At 51.5% G+C, this 16,922-nt stretch carries 18 protein-coding genes; 13 read left to right on the top strand and 5 right to left on the bottom strand.

The features are described from left to right. Window positions 1–69: 69 nt before the first annotated feature. Window positions 70–1,290, bottom strand: a complete 1,221-nt coding sequence (locus AC286M_RS14975; RefSeq protein ID WP_488205149.1) for a SpoIID/LytB domain-containing protein — start codon at window positions 1,288–1,290, stop codon at window positions 70–72. Between the two features lie 163 nt (window positions 1,291–1,453). Between AC286M_RS14975 and AC286M_RS14970 the strand changes: the two genes are divergently transcribed. The 10 genes from AC286M_RS14970 to AC286M_RS14925 all read left to right on the top strand — a co-directional run bounded on the left by AC286M_RS14970 (window position 1,454) and on the right by AC286M_RS14925 (window position 11,416). Beyond that, the gene (locus tag AC286M_RS14970; protein WP_488205148.1) at window positions 1,454–2,179 is read left to right on the top strand and encodes a MotA/TolQ/ExbB proton channel family protein; all 726 of its coding nucleotides are present in this window, start codon (window positions 1,454–1,456) and stop codon (window positions 2,177–2,179) included. A gap of 2 nt (window positions 2,180–2,181) precedes the next feature. Next, entirely contained in the window at window positions 2,182–2,604 is a 423-nt protein-coding gene (locus AC286M_RS14965; protein ID WP_488205147.1) for an ExbD/TolR family protein, read from the top strand. 71 nt (window positions 2,605–2,675) lie between these two features. Further along, entirely contained in the window at window positions 2,676–3,104 is a 429-nt protein-coding gene (locus AC286M_RS14960; RefSeq protein ID WP_488205146.1) for an ExbD/TolR family protein, read from the top strand. 294 nt (window positions 3,105–3,398) lie between these two features. Further along, entirely contained in the window at window positions 3,399–4,316 is a 918-nt protein-coding gene (locus AC286M_RS14955) for a PstS family phosphate ABC transporter substrate-binding protein (protein ID WP_488205145.1), read from the top strand. Between the two features lie 190 nt (window positions 4,317–4,506). Next, window positions 4,507–5,382, top strand: a complete 876-nt coding sequence (locus tag AC286M_RS14950) for a hypothetical protein (RefSeq protein ID WP_488205144.1) — start codon at window positions 4,507–4,509, stop codon at window positions 5,380–5,382. Window positions 5,383–5,454: 72 nt separating this feature from the next. Further along, the gene (locus tag AC286M_RS14945) at window positions 5,455–6,468 is read left to right on the top strand and encodes a hypothetical protein (protein ID WP_488205143.1); all 1,014 of its coding nucleotides are present in this window, start codon (window positions 5,455–5,457) and stop codon (window positions 6,466–6,468) included. A 111-nt stretch (window positions 6,469–6,579) separates the two neighbouring features. After that, the gene (locus AC286M_RS14940; RefSeq protein ID WP_488205142.1) at window positions 6,580–8,982 is read left to right on the top strand and encodes an S-layer homology domain-containing protein; all 2,403 of its coding nucleotides are present in this window, start codon (window positions 6,580–6,582) and stop codon (window positions 8,980–8,982) included. Window positions 8,983–8,994: 12 nt separating this feature from the next. Further along, window positions 8,995–9,360: a DUF1818 family protein gene (locus AC286M_RS14935; RefSeq protein ID WP_488205141.1), complete on the top strand. Its 366-nt coding sequence runs from the start codon at window positions 8,995–8,997 to the stop codon at window positions 9,358–9,360. Between the two features lie 95 nt (window positions 9,361–9,455). Beyond that, window positions 9,456–10,229 carry a 1-(5-phosphoribosyl)-5-[(5-phosphoribosylamino)methylideneamino]imidazole-4-carboxamide isomerase gene (hisA, locus tag AC286M_RS14930; RefSeq protein WP_488205140.1) on the top strand — a complete coding sequence of 258 codons (774 nt, stop codon included), beginning with the start codon at window positions 9,456–9,458 and terminating at the stop codon, window positions 10,227–10,229. A gap of 221 nt (window positions 10,230–10,450) precedes the next feature. After that, on the top strand, window positions 10,451–11,416 hold the full coding sequence (locus AC286M_RS14925; RefSeq protein WP_488205139.1) for a protochlorophyllide reductase: 966 nt from the start codon (window positions 10,451–10,453) through the stop codon (window positions 11,414–11,416). Window positions 11,417–11,497: 81 nt separating this feature from the next. Here AC286M_RS14925 and AC286M_RS14920 read toward each other — a convergent pair whose 3' ends face one another. Then, the gene (locus AC286M_RS14920; RefSeq protein WP_488205138.1) at window positions 11,498–12,631 is read right to left on the bottom strand and encodes a HetZ-related protein 2; all 1,134 of its coding nucleotides are present in this window, start codon (window positions 12,629–12,631) and stop codon (window positions 11,498–11,500) included. 84 nt (window positions 12,632–12,715) lie between these two features. Beyond that, window positions 12,716–12,991, bottom strand: coding sequence for a hypothetical protein (locus AC286M_RS14915; RefSeq protein WP_488205137.1), 276 nt, complete (start codon window positions 12,989–12,991; stop codon window positions 12,716–12,718). A 271-nt stretch (window positions 12,992–13,262) separates the two neighbouring features. Here AC286M_RS14915 and AC286M_RS14910 point away from each other — a divergent pair, with 271 nt between their 5' ends. Continuing rightward, on the top strand, window positions 13,263–13,916 hold the full coding sequence (locus AC286M_RS14910; RefSeq protein ID WP_488205136.1) for a sugar transferase: 654 nt from the start codon (window positions 13,263–13,265) through the stop codon (window positions 13,914–13,916). A 94-nt stretch (window positions 13,917–14,010) separates the two neighbouring features. On the opposite strand, the gene AC286M_RS14905 is transcribed toward AC286M_RS14910, so the two are convergent. Both AC286M_RS14905 and AC286M_RS14900 read right to left on the bottom strand, forming a co-directional pair. Beyond that, window positions 14,011–14,448, bottom strand: a complete 438-nt coding sequence (locus tag AC286M_RS14905) for a single-stranded DNA-binding protein (protein WP_488205135.1) — start codon at window positions 14,446–14,448, stop codon at window positions 14,011–14,013. A gap of 263 nt (window positions 14,449–14,711) precedes the next feature. Continuing rightward, entirely contained in the window at window positions 14,712–15,665 is a 954-nt protein-coding gene (locus AC286M_RS14900; RefSeq protein WP_488205134.1) for a phosphodiester glycosidase family protein, read from the bottom strand. Between the two features lie 133 nt (window positions 15,666–15,798). On the opposite strand from AC286M_RS14900, the gene AC286M_RS14895 reads away from it, so the two are divergent. Together AC286M_RS14895 and AC286M_RS14890 are read left to right on the top strand one after the other, a co-directional pair. Next, on the top strand, window positions 15,799–16,188 hold the full coding sequence (locus tag AC286M_RS14895; protein ID WP_488205133.1) for a YtxH domain-containing protein: 390 nt from the start codon (window positions 15,799–15,801) through the stop codon (window positions 16,186–16,188). 51 nt (window positions 16,189–16,239) lie between these two features. After that, a complete protein-coding gene (locus AC286M_RS14890; protein ID WP_488205132.1) occupies window positions 16,240–16,758 on the top strand; it encodes a DUF948 domain-containing protein in 519 nt (172 codons plus the stop codon). Window positions 16,759–16,922: the final 164 nt, after the last annotated feature.

Here is a 16,922-nt window from a genome sequence, read left to right as displayed (position 1 = left end):
AACCGAGAAGGGCAATTCTTCCCGCAATGCGGGAAGAATTGCCCTTCTCGGTTTCAACTGAACTTGATATTACTCGCCGCCAGGGCCAATGTCTAAACGGGATATGGCTGTATCGGGGTAGTAATAGGCCAAAATTTGTCCGTAGCCATATCCTTGGCGGGCAAAATCGAGCGCGCCCAGCTGGCTCATGCCCAACCCACCGTGCACCGACTGGACAATTTGATCCGAGGCGGCATAGAGCGATTCTACGATGCCGCCTTGGTAGCTAATAAACTCGCCGGATGTCGCATCTACGGCATCCTGAGTGGTGTTGTACTCGGCGGAGAGGCCGCCGTAGGCTTGGAAACGCTGCGTATCGTCCATGTCGTACAGGTCACTAGCGGGACGAATATTGTGGGTGAGCGCATAGGAGCGAGCGGCTACCGCTTGGGCTTTAAGCGCGGCCATTGGCCAACTGGGGGACACTTCTTTACCAACAACACCGTAAAGATACTCTCGCAGCAGCACGTAGTTGATCGCGTAGACACCTGTTCCCTGCCGCACCAGCAGCAGCCGACCGCGATACCACCGATCGCCAACGGCCACAAACCCTGAGGCTTCAGTTGGTTCGATCCAAACTGCGGTGGGTAACGCCATGCCATCGAGGCTCATGCCAGAGTTGGTCGCCTGGATGCCGTAACCCGTTTCCGGTGATAGCTCAGCCAAAACTTGGCCATTCATATCGACGACTGCACCTGCGGTTGACGTTCCTGTGTTGAGGCTGCCAACTTCTTTGGCCAAGGCGATGCGCATTTCTAATACGTCATCAATGGTCATCCCCGCTAGCTGGACAGGTGCCGGGATGGGAGCCGATGCGGCTTTGCTGCCAGCGTCGCTGCTTTCGGCTGGAGCTTGCGTAGTTGAAGCTTTGTTACTGGAACCTTTAGCTGAATCTTGAGCTGTTTTTTCGGTTTCCGCCTGGGCTGGACGAGTTGCGATCGCAGTTTCAAATTGATGGGGGACGGCTGCAATTCGCTTCAGCGTTCGCTTGGAAAATTGGGCGGTCAGCGGTGCAGTCGTGGAGGCCGCCGAGGAGCTAGCTGAGAGATCGGGACTGTCTAAGTTACGAAACGCAAATCCAGTGCCAACCAGCACCAGGCTCAGACTAGAGGCAATGGCCCAAGAATACTTGCGGGGAACTTGTCTTAAACGCTGGTTCAAACGCTGGATAGCGGTTTGAGCAGTTTGATCACTGGTTTGATCGCTCGTTTGTTCACTCAACACCGTAATGTCCTTATCTACGCGCAGCACTAAACCTTACCGTTGTTTAGATTAGCGAATTTGTTCCGCCTTTGTCTGCAAATCGTTTTTCGAGTCCTACCCTTAAGACAATGTCGTGCAGACAACATAGCTTTTGCTAACGGCTTCGGTACGATGCGACTGAGCTTACTTTATTCAGCCCCTTCAGCCAGATATGACGCGACTGTACGACCTGTTTCTGCAAGGCGGGCCAGTGATGTGGCCCATCCTGGCGCTGTCTATCATGACGTTTGCCTGTGCCTTAGACCGAGCCTGGTTTTGGTTTCGGCTTTTGCAGCAGGAAGACCGCATTGTTCATGATGTGCTGGCGGCAGCTCGCCATGATTTAAAAGAAGCAGCTGCGATCGCACATCAAGCCATTCACTTGCCGATTGGTCGATTTCTCCTATCGCCGCTGAAGCTGAACCGTCCGTCACCGGAAACTTTTCGGTTAGCGATGGAATCCCAGGGCGATCGTGAGTTTGCCCAAATGCGTAAAGGCGACAAATTACTCGAAACAGTAGTTGCGATCGCGCCGCTGCTGGGACTGTTGGGAACGGTAACGGGACTGATTGGCACATTTAATAATCTGAACATTGGCGAAGGTGGCACAACTGCCGAAGCGTCCAAGGCAGCCGCTGGAATCGGTGAAGCGCTGATTACCACCGCTGCGGGGATGATTGTGGCGATTCTAGCGCTGGCGGTTTTTCGCGTTTTTGTGACGCTGCAAGCTCGCCAGGTGGACTATTTTGCCGATGTGGGCAGCGAGCTGGAGCTAATTTATCGACAGCTTTGGTACGAACCCCAGTTGCACAACGGCAGCCATCCGCCTCAGGTCGAAGTCTCAGCATCGGGAACCGTCCCGGTGGAAGGCGTACTGCGAATCCAAATGCGGGAGTAGCCATGCGGTTTAAACAAACCTCTGACTCACAACTGCCGGAAGTTGACCTGATCCCAATGCTGAACGTGATGATGGGGATTTTGGCCTTTTTCGTCATGATCACCATGATGCTAACCATTGAGCAAAGCGTTGATGTTCAATTACCAGATAAAAATGCCGATCCGGCACAGACCGATACGCCCGAACCGATGATTGTGCAGCTCGATCCGCAGCAGCAAATCCTAGTCAACGATCAGCCTGTCACTGAAGAAATTTTGATTGAGCAAATGCAGGCTTATTTAGCTAATAATTCCGAAGGTGTTGTAGCACTAAAAGCCGATTTAGATTTAATGTATGAACCCGTCATTCAGCTATTAGGCACAATGCGAGAAATCGGCGGCGATCGCGTTTCACTTGCTATTACTCAAGCTGAAGATGCCAACTAGTTTTTACATTTAGCAATTTGGTGAGGCGCGAGAAGTGAGGAGTGAAGAGTAATTTATTTACTGAATAAATTATGCAGTTCAAAAGCCAGCGTCAGCAGTCGCGATCGCTAACGGTCAATCTTGTCCCCATGATGGACGTTTTGATGACCGTGTTGACCTTTTTTATCATCATTTCAATGACGCTGACGGGCCAGCGAATTGCAGGTGTCAGCTTGCCGCAAGTGGAGGAAGGGGCACAAAGCCGCGATGGAGATGAGGTAATTGAAAACTCGCTCATCATTGGCGTTGATGCCTCTGGACAGCTAATTCTAGAGCAAGCGCCAATCAGTCAAGAAGAAGCTCTGAAAGCGGCTCAAACTTATCTGAATGAAAATCCAGATGGTTATGTCGTATTAAAAGCAGATCGACAGCTTCCGTATAAAGAAGTGGTGAATTTGCTCAATCGGTTACAGGAAGTTGGTGGTGCCAAAGTGCTGCTAGCAGTAGATTCACCTCAGTAACATAGCAATCAATTTAAGAGTGCTATATATAAAAACCCAATTTATTTTAGGTGAAAAGCTGAATCGAACAGCTTTTCACCTAAAAATAGATCATCGAATCTCAATCAAATTTTGCATAAATATTTATCCGTAAATCCACTAAAGTTTAACCTGCAAATAACCCAACCATAAGTAATTCTAAAACCTATCATTTAACTGTTCTTAACTATTTTCTCCTAGTGTATTTTTGGATTAGGTTTGCATCAATTGACATTAATTAAATTGTGGCAAACATAGAACGCTAGGGAGCGTATCATGGTGGTGAATACAAAGCAGTTTTTGGCAGGTGCGATCGCAGGATTATCTGCGGCTGTAGGAATTTCTACAGTTGCGATCGCACAAACGCCCAGTATTGATATTGATGGTTCCAGCACAGTCTTTCCAGTGACCGAAGCTGTAGCGGAAGAATTCATGCAGGACAAGTCGGGACAAGTTAACGTTACCGTTGGCGTATCCGGTACGGGTGGCGGTTTCAGCCGCTTCTGTGCAGGTGAAACAGTGATCTCCAATGCTTCCCGACCCATCAAGCCAGAAGAGATGGAAGCTTGCTCGGCAGCAGGAATTGAATATCTCGAAATCCCAGTTGCGACCGATGCGCTGACGGTTGTGGTGAACCCAGCCAACACCTGGGCCACCGAGATGACTATGGAGCAGCTCCAGATGATTTGGCAACCGGATTCAACAATTTCCACCTGGAGCGACGTTGATCCGTCCTGGCCCAATGAAGAAATTTCGCTCTATGGCCCTGGCCCCGATTCCGGTACGTTTGACTATTTCACCGATGAAGTTGTCGGGGAAGAAGGTGCAAGCCGGACAGACTACATCGCCAGTGAAGACGACAACGTTTTGGTGTTGGGTGTGGAAGGCGATGAATATTCTTTGGGCTACTTCGGCTATGCCTACTACATCGAGAATGCCGACCAGCTTCAAGCGGTTGCAGTTGACAGCGGTAATGGCCCCGTTGCACCCTCCCCCGAAACTGTTGAGAGTGGCGCATACACCCCGCTATCTCGCCCATTGTTTATCTATGTCAGCAAGAATGCATTAGAGTCTCGGCCTGAAGTGCGTGAGTTCGTTGAGTTCTACCTAGAAACTGCACCGGACTTGGTGGCTGAAGTTGGCTACATACCGCTATCGGCTGAGCGTTATGCCGAGGCAATGGCTGGTCTGTAAGAGCCGTCGATAGCTCCATCACCTGCTGCATAGGAATAGATTTGATTGATCACAATTCATCAAATTTATGGGACAACAAGCCTTGGAGATGGATCGACCGCTCCAAGGCTTTCCTTCACTGATTCGTTTTGTGAGATTTGAGGGCGAAATGCCGTTCTGGTTAAAGGTTGGAATTGGGAGATTTTGAAGATTGGTTCCGTTTAATCAGCAGACCGTAGATGATTCACAGACACAGTTGACGTGGCCACAGCGGATTTTGCGGGTGCTGTATCATCCGCTCGTACTCATTTCGGTTGTGCTACATGGCCTGTTTCTGCTGGCTCCCGTTCCTTCAACGCCTGAGTCCTCAGTCGAAGAAGATGCCGAAACTGAAGAGGAGGCTCCGGTTGATTTACTGGGACTGGCTGAACTGACTCCGCCTGAGCCACCTCCATCCTCTCCACAGCCAACACCGCAGGTTGCACCGCCACCTGTCGCACCGTCCCCCCAGCCTCAAGCTGTTGCTCCCGCACCTGCTCCACCCCCCACCGTCACGCCCCCCGCACCTGCTCCAGCAGAACCGACTCCCCAAGCATCACCCACTGAACCAGCTCCAACCACCCCGCCGACTCCTGCACCGCAACCCACGCCCACATACGATCCACAAGCGGATCGGCAAGCGGCAATTTCTGGTTTAGACAATCTCAGCCAGCAATCCTATCCGGAGCAGCTCAGTGCCAACGTCATCTACAACTATCTGACGGGTGGCGATGGGCCAAAGTATCAGGGCTTAGTCGGCACGTTTTTTACCGCAGATGGCATCGCTCAGGGTGGCATTCAGACTCTGCCGGGGATTGTGCAATATCGGCTCTATGACAAGGGCGTATCGGAAACCCTAGAACAGCTTCAGTCCGCCTACGGTTCCCAAGGCAACACGTTTACAGAAGCGACACCGAACTACGCAAATCAGCCACTCTATGAAATGAGCAACAGCGACGGACAACTTGTTTTTCACCTCAGCCTAGTGCCGCTAGAAGGTTCCACGGTTCTGGTGCTGTGGAATGTTGATCCGAGAACGGGAGGGTAGGGTGAGAGTTGAGGGCTGATTATTCGAGTGTTGAAAATTGCTTTGTAGCCACACAGAGAAACGGTAAAAGTTATGAATACGTCTGTAGATCCCGTAAAAGGACGAAAGAAACAGCCTTTTCGACCGCTCATTTGGCTCTTTCATCCCGTTGTGCTGATTTCTCTGGTCGCACATGGAGTTTTCCTGCTTGTGCCGCTCTCCTCCTCATCGGAATCGTCCACTAGTTCTTCGGGATCATCCGACATTGCAGATGACACCACAGCGCGATCGCAATTTGACACGAATCCTAGCTCATCCCCTCCAGCCGATACAGCATCCGCACTCTTACCAGCGACCGATACTACCTCTGCCCAACCCCAAACCGGAACCTACCTGGCATCTACTGCCAACCAGACCAATAACCAGAGCACACCAACATTCACACCCTCAACGACCTCTCAACAAACGAATCCCAAAACTGCGATCGCACCCACCAATCCCATCACCCCATCAACCATCTCCCCATCCTCTAATCCTCCTCCCCCCTCACCCTCCCACTCTCCTCTCCCCCAAGTCACGCCATCAACCACCAACCAATCCTCTAACTTACCCTCCCACTCTCCTACTCCTCCCAGCCAAATCAGCGCCCTCCCTGCCGATGCTCCCCAAGCCCTGATCGACTACGTCCGCTCTCTCCAGGAACGCTATAGCTACAAACCCAATACGATTTCTGACAAACTGCGATTAAAAGCGATCGCAACTTGGCAGCGGGAACTAGAGGCAGAAAGTGCGATCGCACTTTCTGATCCCAGTTCATCGCTAGAACTGGTGCAGGAGTCCATCACCATGTCCTATCCGCTGGTGGCCTGTTTGTCTCACGAACCGAATACGGCAACCGTAGGGCTGGCGCTTGATTCTGCGGGAACAATCCAAACGGAGCCGAAGCTACTCCAGAGTACGGGCTATCTCGGGCTGAATCAGCGTGCTCTTGAGCTGGTGGAGCAGATGGAGTTCCCATTCAAGTCGCCACTGACTGAAACGCCCAGGCTATACGCCATTGATATACACGTTGACTACAGCGCTGAGGACTGTATCACCACTCGTTAACGTTCAAATTGCGCTCAAATTGCGCTTTGTGTAAATCACCGTGATTCGGCGCGAATTTGCGAAACAATGGAGAACATTATTTGCCCAACGTGAATCTCCAGGAGTGCGTTCATGCTGTACGTCAATCCATCGGTCGGTGACGACGCTGCAAACGGGAGTCAGTCGGCTCCATTCCGCACGATTAGCCATGCCCTCAGTCAGGCCGCTGTTGGCAGCAAAATCCAGCTTGCACCGGGCACCTACTCAGCAGACAGTGGTGAGCAGTTTCCCCTCAAGATCCCGGCCAGCGTGGTGCTGATGGGCAATGAAACCAGTCGCGGCAAGGATTACATGATTCGCGGCAGTGGCGAAAAGCTAACGCTGGATGGTACGCAGCAAGTGTCCGTTTGGCTGAATAAGAATGCGGAACTGCGGGGCGTTACCGTCACGAATCCGGCCACTCGCGGCACTGGGGTTTGGCTGCAAACTGCCGTTGCCATTGTTGCCAACTGCACGCTGAAAGACTGCAAGCGCGAGGGCATTCGCGTGACGGGGCAAGCACGACCCAAGCTGATCAACAATCTCTGTGTCGGCAACGATTCCTACGGGATTTGGGTGCTGGGCCAAGCGGGGGGCGAAATTCGCCAAAATATCTGTCGCGATACGGGAACGGGTTTGGCTGTCGGGGGCGATGCGGCTCCGAAACTGGTCGATAACGTTGTTAGCCAAAATCGCACAGGCATTATTCTCAGCAATGATGCCCGCCCAGTGCTGCGTCAGAACCGAATTGAGCGCAATACGGATGACGGCTTAGTCGTGATCGGTGAAGCGCTACCGAACTTGGGCACGGCTGCTGATTTTGGCCAAAACATTCTGCGGGAAAACGGTGGCTACGACTTGCAAAACGCCACCTCGCATCGACTCGTATCGATTGGTAATCAGGTCTTACTGTCGAAAATTAAGGGCTTAGTTGAGCTGATGCACAATCAGCAGCCCGAACCCATCACCGAGTCCGAGACGGATATCGATACAGGAACCGATACGGACAGCGCCGATCCCTGGGCTGAAACTGATGCCGATGCAGGGACAGACACAGAGACTGACGCTGGCACTGATACCGAATCCAGCCCAGATGCCGACGATACGACCGATACGAGTCCAGACGATGCTGACACGACAACCGATGCGGATGCTGATACGGACACTGACGACACGGGCACTGATACCGAAACCGATACCAGTACCGACGTTGATAACGCTACCGATGATGAGGCCACTAATACCGACAGCGATACCGACAGCGATACCGACAGCGGCGCAATAGATAGTAATGAAATAGATAGTAATGAAATAGATAGTGACGAAACTGGCAGCGACGAAGTAGATCCCCCGTCCCAATCCGACACGCTGACGGTGAATCTGCCCGATATTCAGGGTCACTGGGCTGCACCCTTTATTCAAGCTCTCGTCGCACGTGAGATCATCACAGGTTTCCCAGACGGCACGTTTAAGCCCGACACCAAAATGACGCGATCGCAGTTTGCGGCGTTGATTTCCCAAGCCTTTGATCAACCGCTAACCCATGAGGCAATTGAGTTTCGTGATTTGCCGCCCAACTTCTGGGCCGCAGGTGCGATCGCAGAATCGACTCGCATGGGATTTCTAACCGGATATCCCGGTGGGCGTTTTCAACCAAATCAGGAACTGAGCCGGGTGCAGGCAATTGTTGCGCTGGCGAGCGGTTTAGGACTGGTGGACGGTAGCCGAAATTTACTGCGGATTTACCGGGATCGGCTGCGGATTCCGGGTTACGCGACGGCGAAAGTTGCGGCGGCCACCCAGCGGCAAATGGTGGTCAATCATCCGGAGGTGAATGCGCTGCGGCCAACTGAGGCCGTCACCCGCGCGGAAGTCGCGGCGCTGGTGCATCAAGCCTTAGTGCATCAGGATAGACTACCTGCGATCGCATCCGCTTACATTGTGCAGCCGGAACAAGTGGGGCTGATCTTTACCGATATCCAAGGCCACTGGGCCGCAGACGCGATTCAGGCACTGGCGGCGCGAGGCTGGATTTCTGGCTATAGCGACGGTGCATTTCGCCCCAATGCACCGTTGACTCGTGCTCAATATGCCACGCTAGTTGCCAATGTGTTTGATCCCGCCGCAGAACGGCCACCGATTGACTTTAGCGACGTGTCTGACCGTTATTGGGCTAAATCCGAGATCGCACAAGCCTATGCGGGTGGCTATCTCTCTGGTTATCCAGACGGCACATTCAAACCCAATGCCTATACGACACGGCTAGATGTGGTTACGTCTCTAGTGACCGGACTCGACTTGCCTGCTGCTGATCCGTCAGTTGTGAATGATTTTGCGGATCAGGGCGAGATTCCGGCAGTGGCGAAAAGTGCGATCGCAAGTGCAATTCAGGCCAGCATCATCGCGCCACCGACCAACGGGAATGACTTTGAACCGTTCCGCAACGTCACCCGCGCCGAAGCGGTCAAAATGGTGCATCAAGCCCTAGAAAATTAGGATTGGGCAAACATGACGCGTCAAATTCAAGCAGGAGACGGTTGGCGAATTGGCTGGAATCCAGAAGCGGCAACTTATCGAGGATTAGTCGCTGGGCAGGATTGGTCCCTGGAACTGACTGAGCCAGAAATCGACGATCTCTGTCGCTTATCAACCCAACTCGCAACTGCGATCGCGCAAATGGCCGCTGAGCTAATGGACGAGGAACGGATTGCCTGCGAAGCAGAGACAGAGCGAATTTGGGTCGAGGTTGAAGGATTTCCAGATAACTACGATCTGCGGTTCATCTTGCTCCAGGAACGCGGCGCAGAAGCCACTTGGCCCGCCGCAGTGGTACCAGCCGTGCAGCAGGCCCTGCAGCGGTTGAAGGTGTTTTGAGAAGACGGTACACACTATCCTTACGCCCCACGGATTCGGTATCATAACCATTCCTATCCATACAATCGATTACTGTGCTTGGAGGCTCAACTCACATGGATGTAATTCCCGCTATTGATCTACTAGACGGCAAGTGTGTCCGACTCTATCAGGGCGATTACAACCAGTCGGAAGTCTTCAACGATGATCCAGTTGAAGTGGCCCAGCAGTGGGTCGATCAGGGCGCACCTCGAATTCATTTAGTTGACCTAGACGGAGCTAAGGCTGGTCATCCAGTCAATCAGGCGGCCATTGAAGCGATCGTACAGGCGGTGGCGGTGCCCGTGCAGGTCGGCGGCGGATTGCGCGATCGCAACAGTGTCAAAACGCTCCTAGACCTGGGTGTGCAGCAAACGATTTTAGGCACAGTGGCGGTTGAATCACCGGATTTGGTAGCGCAACTCTGCCAGGAGTTTCCGGGCCAGATTGTGGTGGGGATTGATGCGCGTAACGGCAAGGTGGCAACGCGCGGCTGGCTGGAAACCTCAGAAGTGCTAGCAGCAGAGCTGGCGCAGCGGATGGCCCAGTTAGGTGCAGCCGCAATTATCTACACCGACATTCACCGGGATGGCACGCTGCAAGGCCCCAATAAAGAAGCGCTGCGGGAACTGGCAAGCGCAATTTCGATTCCCGTGATTGCGTCGGGCGGTGTCAGTTCACTAACGGATGTGCTGAGCTTGTTTTCGCTGGTGCCCGTTGGCGTTTCGGGCATGATTATTGGCCGAGCGCTGTACACCAATGCGGTGTCGCTGAAAGAAGCCGTGCAGGCAGTGGGACAGGGGCGGCTACAGGATGTACCGCCCGATTTTGGCTCATCGACAATCGCGTAGGCTTTTTCTCTGCCAAAACGTCAGCGGCCAAAACGCCAGCGACAGTAGCTGATTCTAATTCCATGCAGAAATATTACGGATGCAATCAAAATATTGCTCAATATAACAATTCATCTCAAAGCGAAAACCTTTCCAAATATACTGATAACCCTAAAGGGCTAACCGTTCGGGCAACATGTTAGCCATCTTTACCAGTTAGCGATGGGTTGAGCGAAAGTAGCATGGTAGAACAAAAGTCAACAGTTGTAGTTACAGGAGCCTCGTCCGGCGTCGGCCTATATGCGGCCAAAGCGTTAGCTAAACGAGGCTGGCATGTGGTAATGGCTTGCCGCAATCTTGAAAAAGCCGAGAAAGCGGCTCAGTCTGTTGGTATGGCACCTGGCAGCTATACCGTTATGCCGTTAGATTTAGCGTCGTTAGACAGCGTTCGCAACTTTGTGAACACGTTTCGGGAAAGCGGTAAATCACTGGATGCTTTAGTTTGCAATGCTGCTGTGTATCTGCCGCTGGAGAAAGAGCCGCTGCGTAGCGCTGATGGATATGAACTGAGCGTTGCAACGAATCACTTAGGCCATTTTTTGCTGTGCAACCTGATGCTGGATGACTTGAAACATTCGCCAGCAGAGGACAAGCGGTTGGTGATTTTGGGCACCGTTACGGCGAATCCCAAGGAACTTGGCGGTAAGATCCCCATCCCAGCCCCACCGGATTTGGGTGACATGAGCGGATTGGAGGCAGGCTTCAAAGCGCCAATCTCAATGATTAACGGTAAGAAATTTAAGTCTGGTAAGGCCTATAAAGATAGCAAGCTGTGCAATGTCCTAACGATGCGCGAACTGCACCGCCGCTATCATGACTCAACCGGCATCACCTTTAGCTCTCTCTATCCAGGTTGTGTCGCAGATACGCCGCTATTCCGCAACCATTATTCGCTGTTCCGCACCATTTTCCCGTGGTTCCAAAAGAATATTACTGGCGGTTATGTGTCGCAGGAAGTAGCAGGTGAGCGCGTTGCGGCTGTCACGGCTGATCCAGAGTATAAGCCGTCTGGAGCCTACTGGAGCTGGGGTAACCGCCAGAAAGAAGGCCGCAAGTCTTTCATTCAGGAAATGTCAAACGAGGCATTGGACGATGACAAGGCTGAACGTCTCTGGGTACTGAGCGAAAAGCTGGTCGGATTAGCCTAAGCTATCTGACGAAATCTACCCCAAAAGCATGATGGTCATTGCGCGAGGCGCAATGACCATCATGCTTTTTTAGACCCATTCTTATGCACCTGCATTGCGCAGCGTTTGGGCAGCGAGATAAAGCTTACTCCATTCGCTGGTAATTTGATTGACGCGTTTGTTGAGAGCTTTTGCGATCGCATCAAAGTCCTGGCCAGCCCGCAGCTTATCCAAAATAAATGCCTGCTCTGGCGTGAGATCAGCCTGAAACTTTTCCCACTGATCGGGCGTTAAACCCAAATTATTTTCCTTCAGCGCTGTCCCCAACCAGCCCATGACTAATTCAGGCCGATGCTTGAGGCTGAACACCCGGACGGCATGATAGCTAATCTTTTCCCGCAGCCGATAGACATCGTTGACCGGCAAATTCATCCGCTGAGCAATCACGTCCTGGCTATAGCCCTGTAGATGTAGCTCCAGCCACTGCACGGCGGTTTCATCCAGCTTGTCGCGCAGATAATCCGCAAACGACTGCTTCACCTCAGCCCGAACAACCTGCTGCTCCTCCAGAAACTCTTGCTCCTGGTAACCTGAGATCGCTTGATTATCGATCAGGCTAATCGTGCTATCGGACTCATCGGTGCCAATTTCATCGGAAACCAGACGAATCAGCTCCTCGCTGGGCACCTGAGTCATGCCCCCCTGCTGAGAACGGCGCAAATAATTGACAAAGCGATAAACCAACAGTGGCTGATTGCGAATGGGACGCAGACAATACTCTTCTGTACTTGCCAACATCAGGACGTTACGAAGTTGGCTAGAAGGAGTACACTGCCGAATCCAGGCTACCTGCTCCCGCAAATTCTTGTCCCGCAGCAGCATCTCCTGGATCACTTCTTGCAGGACATCGCGCACCGTCCGTTGGCGATCGCGACTAAGCGCGATCCAGGTGCGAATTTTGTTGCGAATTAAAAACAGGCTGCTTAAGCGTTGAATCAAATGACAGTAAGCCTGATCCGCACTCACGCCTAAGTAACGCTGCTGCAAAATCCGATAGCGATAATCCATTGCACGATTGGCAATATCCAGTTCATGCTCTTCAAAGGCATTAAAGCGATCTGGATCATCACCCAGCAGCCATTTGACAATGCTGGTTCGAGTCGCATCGTCTAGGGCTGGATAGTCATCCTGGATGCGGGAGTGCCAATCTTTTTCGATGTCTTCAGCTGAAACCATCAATTGCAGGAAATCGTACAGCTAGATTTTTAATTTAGTATGAAGCAAAGGGATGCAGAATGCGTCACCCAGGTTGGGGAATCATCATGATTCGATGTTATCGGTTTCTTCGATAGCTGCAACTAAATGACGCAGTGATTCTGTCAATTGTGACAATTGCGATAACGTGGCATCGTGATTCTCAGCCAGGGTTTGAATTGCATCACTGAGGGCAAAAATTTGATAGCCCTGTTGCTGTACCTGATGGACAACGTTATCAACTCGATTGGCTAGTTGCTCCACTGTATCTGTCGTTGCCAGAACGGCTTCTCCAATTTTTTCTACGACACTGACTAGATCTGGCGTCTGTTTTTCCACCATTTCCCCTCACTTCATCAAAACTTTATTAAACAGCGGTAACACCCCGATAATTAAAAAGATTTTGCGAAGCTCCTGCGTGAGATGAGTCCGTATATATCAGGAGACCTTTATCGTTGATCAGAGCTTTTTGGTGATTTCACGCATAAACCAAGGTAGCGATTTAACAGATAGGTACAAGTGTTTTTACGTAGCCAAGGCTACATTATTCACTTGGTTGAAATTGCGCACTGAAGCTAGTTGAAACAGGGCTGCAACCGGATGATAGTGCACTATGACGAATTCCACTCTACCATTAGAAACCACTGGCTTCTCCGCTCCTCATCCGTCAGCATCATCTTTCATAAAACGTGCTGTTGATGTCTGTGGAGCATTGATCGGGCTGTTTTTGCTGGCCTGCATCTTTCTGCCAATTGCGATCGCAATCAAGCTTGATAGTCCCGGCCCCATCTTATATGCCCAAGAGCGATATGGATTGGGTGGACGCACCTTTACTCTGCGTAAGTTTCGCTCAATGGTACCAGATGCGGACTTACTCAAGCACCAGGTGACGAACGAAGCCAAGGGCCTCATCTTCAAAAATCAAAATGATCCACGCGTTACCCGTGTCGGTCAATTTCTACGTCGCACCAGCTTAGATGAGTTTCCTCAGTTTTGGAACGTGCTGATCGGCGATATGAGTTTAGTGGGCACGCGCCCACCCACAGGGGATGAGGTGGCAAAATACGAACCGCATCACTGGCGGCGACTAGCCGTTAAGCCTGGACTGACGGGTGAATGGCAGGTCAATGGACGCTCCTCAATCAGCGATTTTGAAGAAATTGTGCAGCTTGATATCCGCTATCAGGAACGCTGGACATGGCTGTATGACCTACAAATTATTGCTAAAACGCTGAGCATTCTGCTAAATCGCACCGGAGCCTACTAACAGTCGTTGTGGGAGGTATGCGGTGCATACCTCCCACAACGACTAAAACGACTAAGGAACGCGGCAAGTCGTGAGGAATTTGACCCGCTAGAGATTAAAACGGAATATCGTCATAATCTGGTTGTTCATCGCTGGCCGAAGCGACTGGACTCGGTGAGCTGGTCGGTGCAGCATACGTTCTAGCGGATTCCGACATAGACGGAGCAGCAGAACTATCCATCTCAAACGTGCCGCCCCAAGCATGAATTCGCTGAGCCGTTAATTCAGCCAATTTTTCCTTAAAGCCTTCTGGTCGCTCAACGGTATTCATATTGAGGCGACCTTCAATCAAAATGCGATCGCCACTGTGATATTTCTCTTGAATTTCCTGAGCGAGGTTTCCCCAGCCAATTACCTTAATTGCAGATGGCGGATCATCAGAACGCAGCCCCGGAAACTGAACCATCATTTCGGCAATGGGAGTTTGAGTGTCGGAGGTGTAGCGCAGTTGCGGGTCTTGAATAATCTCAACGGCTAAGATGCAGCTATTCATAATGTAACTAAACGTATGATTTTGATTTGGGTGTTAAGTGACAACGTTTGAGTGTCTTAACATTAGCGAATTTTCGCCCTGCCGTGCGGAAAGTTGAGAGAGTTTTAATCTCATCAATATTAAGAGCAAATGCGAGCAGCTTACATCTCAGATCAAAACCCCAAGAGAAGGTTTGGCCGCCGCGTTGCGGCGGCCAAACCTTCTCTTGGGGTTTTAGTAAGGACACAAGGATGGGATATAAATACAGAGCAGAGATGCAGAAATTAAGGCTCGGCTGGAAGCGGTTGCGCATAGACACCAATATGATTGGCAATTGGTCGCTGACGCATTGGGATACGGGTATGAATTGGCGAATTCAGCAGCATGTATTCGTTTGCAAACAATCGATTGGCATGAGACCGCTCAATCACGAGTGTGGTGGAACCTCCACCGTCTAAATTCAGTGCCGTGTCGGCTCCAAGTTCAATTAAAAAAGGCGTCAGTTCAGCCAGCGTTATCCCCTCGCTGTATCTGGGTTGGCGACCATCCACGATGACAAACCATAGCTTTTGCTGTGATTGATCGATGGCAACTACCGTGCGCGGAAACAGGCGATCCTGGTCGCTATCGGGATTCAAATCAACGGGTTGGCCCGTTTCGATTACGATTTCTCGACCAGTCAACGCATAGTCTGTCCCTGCTGGGCAATCAATTTGCTGAGTGATTGAAACTTGCTGCCCCTGGATGCAGAGTGCAGCCCAGTCAGGTTGGGGATCTGAATAGATTTGGCCATCTGCGATCGCAACTCCAACCACGTTAACCGGATCACCAGAACGGGGATAAAAATCTAGTGGATGGTGTTCATGGAAGGGGTAAAAGAAGCTACCGTTAATGACCAACTGGAACTGGTAGCGCTGCAGGGCATCCGACGTAGTTTGAGCGACCGTGTCGTATTGATCCTGAAGGGCTTGATGATCAGCAACACCAGACAGTTCAGATGGAGTGACGACGAGCTGCAAGCCGGGTGCCGTCAAGTCTAACGAAACCACATGCACCATGAGTGGGCGAGGCTGTGAAAGCACTTGCCGCCGATAGTGAACGCCCTGAAATAGCGGGCGTCCCGTATCTGTACGGGGCGGACGCCGAATCAGTAAAATGCTATACCCCCCTACTAATAGCAGGAGGAAGACGCCTGCGACTTGCCCCAAACGCTTAAGCTGTAGTTTCCAACCGAACATAAACTTGCCGCATCTCGCCGCACCCAGTTAGCTTCATCACAATGGTTGTGAATTCCAGTTTGGCCAGATGCAAGAGTAGGCACAATTAAACTACAATCCAGACGAAGGCATCGAATTTTTACGTTAAATCACTATGTCAGAAAAACGTACAGGCGCTTTTATAACCGGTATGGTGCTAGGAGCTGCAGTTGGAGCGATTACCGGCTTGCTGACTGCGCCGAAAACCGGTCGGGAAACCCGGCGAATTCTGAAAAAGTCAGCCGATGCTTTACCTGAACTGGCAGAAGATCTCTCAACCAGCATTCAATTGCAGACTGGACGGCTCTCGGATTCAGCACTGCGCCGCTGGGATGAGACGTTGATCCGCTTACGAGATGCGATCGCAGCTGGACAGATGGCGCAGCAAGAAGAAGCCCAGTTTTTGCAACAATACGATCAATATGATCAGGTAAATCGCCGCTCCGGGAGTGAAATGCGCGATCGCGATGACAGCCGCGACATTGAAACCTCTAATTCTGCCTAAAGATTACCTGCGCTTATTTGCCCTCATCCTCGTTTCAACCTCCCACTGCCTGTGTTTGAACCGCTTCTCTGGCTGATTATTTCCGTTCTGTTACTGGCAGTCAGTTTGGTTGCCGTCTTTGTGGTGGCATTGCCGACGCTGCATGAGCTAGCCCGTGCCGCTCGCAGTGTAGAAAAACTCTGCGACACGCTGAGCCGAGAACTACCGCCCACCCTCGAATCAATTCGCTTAACCAGCATGGAGATCAGCGACTTGACCGACGATATGAACGAAGGAGTGCAAAGCGCCGGACGAGTTGTTCAGCAGGTTGATGAAAGCATGAAAACACTTAGACATCAAACGCGCCAAGCTCGCATTACAACCCGCAGCGTTTGGGTAGGGGCACGAACTGCTTGGCGAACATTTACCGGTTCAAGCTATCGCACGCCACGAAATTTACCCGCAGGCTCTCAACCCATGAGCCTCCCCAGACAGTCACAGTACGAACAGCCACAACCCGACCAGTCAATGTTTCACGCTGCTCATCCTGATCCATCTCGCTCTGACCCAAGACAAGATTTCCCTGAATAGTTTCCGGTAATAGTTTTCTGCGACAGTTTTCTGCGACAGTTTTCTGCGCCAGATGGCAGTCCAAATGGAATTCACGAGCAGCCACCCGCACAAAATCCATACTAAAAGTCTGATCACAAGCCCCATGTAGCTATAGGTCTCAGCCACATAGCCAAGCCGTATAG

The organism is Thainema salinarum CENA647 (assembly GCF_057732415.1).
The sequence above is the reverse complement of the archived record's forward strand: the minus strand, read 5'-3'. Positions and strand labels throughout refer to the sequence as shown.